This is a genomic window from Methylibium sp. (assembly GCF_013817365.1).
Lineage (GTDB): Bacteria > Pseudomonadota > Gammaproteobacteria > Burkholderiales > Burkholderiaceae_C > Methylibium.
Window position 1 is genome coordinate 1 of sequence record NZ_JACDCU010000429.1, and the last position, 3,354, is coordinate 3,354.

Here is a 3,354-nt window from a genome sequence, read left to right on the forward strand (position 1 = left end):
ATGGCCGGTCGACCATGGCGACAACCTCGGCGCCCGCGGTGTCTGGGGCAAGTCGACGATGTTCGAGGAAGCGGCAGCGATGCCGTTGATCGTCGCCGGTAGGAGCCGTATGCCCGAATCGGGCCCGTACGGATCTGTGCGGGGGGTGTCCGGTAACGGGCATCTCTACCGCGATCAACACCCACCCACGTAAGGTGTGCACATGGATAAGACGACGCAGTACTGCCAACTCCAGCCCGAGGATCGCATGACGTTGGCCAGCATGAGGCAGCAGGGGTTCAGCGCCCGGGCCATGGCCGGGCGCTGAGCGGCAGTCAGCGAGGCTTCACTTCAGCAAAACTTTTTGCCTGCATGGCGTCTCTCTCGTTCGTCCAACAAGTTTCGCGCTGTCAGGAGTGGCGTGCCTTTGCCGAGGCGCTTGGCCCCTTGAGCGTCAACCAGGCTGACATCACCGCGAGCCAGTCGCGCAGGTAGTCGAACGCGGCGATTTCCCTGGGGATGATATCGAGCGCCTTCGCCAAGCGGGGCAGCGACGCATTGAAGTTCCGGTATCGCGTCCAGATGGCCGCCCCGCCCCGCGTCTTCTCGCCGTGCGGCGCCTTGGTGGACAGAAACCCGCGCACCGCCGCAACGACCTTCTCTGGGTCGTTGTCGTGCGTCTTCGGGTCCTGCCCGGCGAGGTCGCTCAACGTCTGCTTGTCCTGGTACGGCACCGCGGCCATCAGCATGAAGTCTCTTTGCGGTGTGCCGGGCGGCCGGAAGCCGAATCGAATCGCTGCCATCGCCAACCCGCACTCGAACGGCATGTTGAAGCGCGGCAGCTTCGACTTGGCAGATGTTTCGACCCGAGAGATGTCGTGAATCGAGTAGCAGGACTCGCGAATGATGCGCAGTATCTTGTCGATGCGCATCTCGTTTGAGCCGGTGTCTTCAGCGGCCAAGCGCGCAATGAAACCGCAGTCGTGGATGGCAAAGAGCATCGCGTGCAGCAGCGGCAAGTAGTCCGTGTCGAACGGGCAGTTGACGAAAACGCAGCGCTCGAACGGCGGCGCGACCTTCGTCGGCGTATGAAGAGCGCCCGCTCTCACTCGAGGGCGACTAAGGCTTCAGCAATCTGCTGTTCGGTCACGTGCTTCGGCCGCATCACGGAGCCGAACACCTTGTAGCCACCAACCTGCGACACGCGGACGGTGACCCCCACCCTCGCTTGGGCAGGAGCCTTCTTGGCTGCAGGCTTGGCCCGCACCAGAGACGCGTGCTTGGCAGGCGCCTTCTTTGCGGCCGGAGGTTTCCTGTACATGCCTTCAGTTTAGCCCGCTGGGGCTACTTCCGCTCGCTGGTCCGCGCCGGCGCAGACAGCGACACCGCGCAGCGCGTTCACGATCTGGTGACGGGCCACGCAGCACGACGCGCCGGCCGCGCTGGGGTCGACTCCCGACGCACGGCTGCTCGTCGACATCGACCTGTCCATCCTCGGCAGTCCCGCCGAGCGCTTCGAGCGCTACGACCAGGACGTGCGCAAGGAGTACGCGTGGGTGCCGGGCTTCCGTTACCAGGAAGCGCGCGCCCAAGTCCTACAGAGCTTCCTCGATCGGCCGCAGTTTTATCACGGTGACGCGGCCGTAGCCTTGCTCGGAGTTCAGGCCCGTATCAACCTGGCAGCCGCGTTGTCGCGGCTCGCGCAATGAATGCCCGCGACGTCAAGGCGCTGCCGGCGCTGGCCAGAAGGGCGAGCGCCCAGCGCAGGGCGCTCTGGCGCCGTTGTTCGGCACGTCAGTCACCACGACTCGCAGCCCCACCCCGGCCAGCGCCGCGCGACAACGCAGGTTGCTCGTCGGCCACTTCGCCTTCATGCGTTCGGTGGTCCAGGCCTCGACCCCCGCGACAACTCGGGCGCTACTTCCGCGCCGAAGGCCAGGCTACCGATCAGCGCACCTTCCGCGCCACCATCGCCTGAATCCGCGACGAGTTCGCCGCTGCCGCGAAACGCCAGGACCGCTTCCGCAGGATTGGCGCTAGACTTGCATCCATAGTCTCATCCCATAGACACATTAGGTGTTACCCCCATGAATTCCTCCGAAACGACCATCGGTGCCGGCGAATTCAAGAGCACCTGTCTGAAGTTGCTCGACGAGGTCGCGCACAACCGCATCCCACTGGTCATCACCAAGCACGGCAAGCCCGTGGCCAAGCTGGTGCCGATGCCGCCAGGCACGCAACTGTTCGGTGCGCTGGCCGGCAGCGTCTTGGATGAGGCCGACATCCAGTCACCCATCGACATGGAGTGGGACGCCGCGCGATGACGGTAGAAGACCTCAGCTCTGTCGTGCTGGACACTCACGCACTGGTCTGGCTGATGCAGGGCAGTGAGCGCGTCGGCCCGCGGTCGCGCGAGTTGATAGCAGCGGCAACCGAAGCCGACGCGGTCTTCGTGGCGGCCATCTCAGCCTGGGAAATTGCGATGCTGGTGGCCAAGGGCCGCCTTGCGCTGGATCGCGATGTGGGGACGTGGCTGGATGCGGCCCTGCGCCTGCAGGGTTTGCGCTTGGCAGCGCTCGATCCGCTGGTGGCCGTGGACTCCACCCGTTTGCCCGGTGACGTTCATGGTGACCCGGCCGACCGCCTGATCGTCGCGACCGCGCGCCGTCACGCCGCCGTGCTGATCACCGACGACCGGCAGATCCTCCAGTACGGCGCCGCCGGGCATGTCAAAGCACATCGAGCCGGCGCCTGAACGAGACAGGCCCAGCCGGCCGAGGCTGCGCCGGCACAGCCGCCGGTACAGCGCAGGCTGCGCCTGATGTTGGTCGACGACAACGTCGACGCGGTGCAGAGCATGGCCGCGCTGCTCGAGATCGAGGGCCACGAGGTGCAGGTCGCGCACGACGGCAGCACGGCACTGGCGCAACTCGGCAACGCGCCGATCGACGCCTTCCTGCTCGACATCGGGCTACCCGGCATGGACGGCTTCGAACTGGCGCGCCAGCTGCGCGAGCGGCCGCAGAGCCGCAGCGCGTTGCTGATCGCCGTCACCGGCTACTGTCAGGCGGCAGACAGGGCCCGCTCGGTGAGCGCCGGCTTCGACCAGCACCTGGTGAAGCCCGTCGATTTCGCAGTATTGCGCACCGCGCTGGCGCCGCTCTCGGCGCCCTAAAAGCGCGTCGCGATCACACCCGCTTCACCTCCGCGGCAGGCCACAGGCGCGCAGCCACCCGGCGATCTGCCACTTCAGCGCCGCCGCGGCGCGGCGCCGTTGCGGAGCTCCCACGCCGAACGGCCATTCATCACGCCGCGCAGGGTCTGACAGCAGTGCGGTCAAGGCACCGCGCGGCGTTGCTGCACACAATCACGTTC

The 3,354-nt window shown here is 66.3% G+C and carries 6 protein-coding genes and 1 pseudogene; 5 read left to right on the forward strand and 2 right to left on the reverse strand.

Translation table 11 applies throughout. From position 1 onward, the window contains the following. Positions 1-193, forward strand: a pseudogene (locus H0W38_RS19095) (sulfatase); the annotation flags it as partial. Positions 194-389: 196 nt separating this feature from the next. Here the strand turns inward: H0W38_RS19095 and H0W38_RS19100 are convergent. Together H0W38_RS19100 and H0W38_RS19105 are read right to left on the reverse strand one after the other, a co-directional pair. Further along, positions 390-998: a hypothetical protein gene (locus H0W38_RS19100; RefSeq protein WP_292457133.1), complete on the reverse strand. Its 609-nt coding sequence runs from the start codon at positions 996-998 to the stop codon at positions 390-392. An 86-nt stretch (positions 999-1,084) separates the two neighbouring features. Further along, the gene (locus H0W38_RS19105; RefSeq protein WP_292457135.1) at positions 1,085-1,300 is read right to left on the reverse strand and encodes a hypothetical protein; all 216 of its coding nucleotides are present in this window, start codon (positions 1,298-1,300) and stop codon (positions 1,085-1,087) included. Between the two features lie 214 nt (positions 1,301-1,514). Between H0W38_RS19105 and H0W38_RS19110 the strand changes: the two genes are divergently transcribed. The 4 genes from H0W38_RS19110 to H0W38_RS19125 all read left to right on the forward strand — a co-directional run bounded on the left by H0W38_RS19110 (position 1,515) and on the right by H0W38_RS19125 (position 3,154). Next, the gene (locus H0W38_RS19110) at positions 1,515-1,688 is read left to right on the forward strand and encodes a hypothetical protein (RefSeq protein ID WP_292457138.1); all 174 of its coding nucleotides are present in this window, start codon (positions 1,515-1,517) and stop codon (positions 1,686-1,688) included. Positions 1,689-2,066: 378 nt separating this feature from the next. Then, the gene (locus H0W38_RS19115) at positions 2,067-2,303 is read left to right on the forward strand and encodes a type II toxin-antitoxin system Phd/YefM family antitoxin (RefSeq protein ID WP_292445006.1); all 237 of its coding nucleotides are present in this window, start codon (positions 2,067-2,069) and stop codon (positions 2,301-2,303) included. Continuing rightward, a complete protein-coding gene (locus H0W38_RS19120; RefSeq protein WP_292445003.1) occupies positions 2,285-2,734 on the forward strand; it encodes a type II toxin-antitoxin system VapC family toxin in 450 nt (149 codons plus the stop codon). Before H0W38_RS19115 ends, H0W38_RS19120 begins: the two co-directional genes overlap by 19 nt. A 66-nt stretch (positions 2,735-2,800) precedes the next feature. After that, complete coding sequence (locus H0W38_RS19125) at positions 2,801-3,154, forward strand: response regulator (RefSeq protein WP_292457140.1); 354 nt, start codon at positions 2,801-2,803, stop codon at positions 3,152-3,154. The last annotated feature ends 200 nt before the right edge of the window (positions 3,155-3,354 follow it).

Bases quoted from the DNA above. Each gene is read 5' to 3' on its own strand.
- H0W38_RS19105 (WP_292457135.1), bottom strand. From the start codon at position 1,300: ATGTACAGGAAACCTCCGGCCGCAAAGAAGGCGCCTGCCAAGCACGCG.
- H0W38_RS19115 (WP_292445006.1), top strand. From the start codon at position 2,067: ATGAATTCCTCCGAAACGACCATCGGTGCCGGCGAATTCAAGAGCACC.
- H0W38_RS19125 (WP_292457140.1), top strand. From the start codon at position 2,801: ATGTTGGTCGACGACAACGTCGACGCGGTGCAGAGCATGGCCGCGCTG.